Source organism: Actinoallomurus acaciae (assembly GCF_042429965.1).
Taxonomy (GTDB): Bacteria; Actinomycetota; Actinomycetes; order Streptosporangiales; family Streptosporangiaceae; genus Actinoallomurus; species Actinoallomurus acaciae.
Genome location: NZ_JBHLZP010001210.1, coordinates 1 through 777, shown reverse-complemented (window position 1 = coordinate 777; position 777 = coordinate 1). Strand labels below are relative to the sequence as shown.

The 777-nt window shown below is 75.8% G+C and carries 1 protein-coding gene; it reads right to left on the bottom strand.

What is annotated here, in order from left to right; genetic code table 11:
* Positions 1-777, bottom strand: a 777-nt coding sequence (locus ACFFNX_RS51685) for an FAD-dependent oxidoreductase (protein WP_378213856.1), incomplete at both ends; no start/stop codon positions are given.

Below are 777 nucleotides of genomic sequence, written 5' to 3'. Positions count from 1 at the left end.
GCCGCCAGCCCGGGGTGCCGAGCTCGGGTGAGGCGGCGACGAGGTCGCGCAGGCCCGGGAGGTCGAGGGCGAGGACCACGGCGTCGGCGTCCACGGTGCCGTCCGCGACGTCCACCGCGAACCCGGACCCGCCGGGCCGTACGGCGGTGACGGGCGTGCCCGGGTGCACGCGGCCGCCGAGGGAGGTGAGGTGGTCGCCGAGCGGCGCCCAGAGACGGGGCGGCGGCACGCTGGGCACGTCGAACAGCAGCCCTTCGGCCGAGCCGAGGAAGTACAGGTGGAACATGACCGCGAGCTCGGCCGCGGACAGCCGGCCGGGCGGAGCGAAGAAGCTGCGGGAGAACACCTCGAAGGCCAGGTGACGTGCTGCCGTCGGGAAGCGCAACCGGGCGAGGAAGGTCTCGGCGTCCAGGTGGTCCAGCCGCTCGTACGTGCCGGGGACGCTGACGCCGATCAGCGGCAGCGCGGCGCGGCCGTTCAGGCGGAGCAGGTCGCGCGGCCGGAAGGTCGGACTGCGGAGCGCGAAGAACAGGGCGTTCCACGGCGGGGTGCGGGGCAGGCCGCGGAAGGTGTCGGTGCGGCCGTCCGCGTCGATCAGGGGGTAGTCCGGCAGGGCGGTGAGCCGTTCGAGCCCCGGGTCGGCGCGGCGCAGCAGCGTCCGCAGGTTGTAGTACTGCCGGAAGTAGGCGTGGAAACCGCGGCCCATGCCGACGCGGGTGCCGTCCGGCAGCGCGGCGTCCCAGCCGCCCGCGCGGCCCCCGAGGTGGCCCTCCCGCT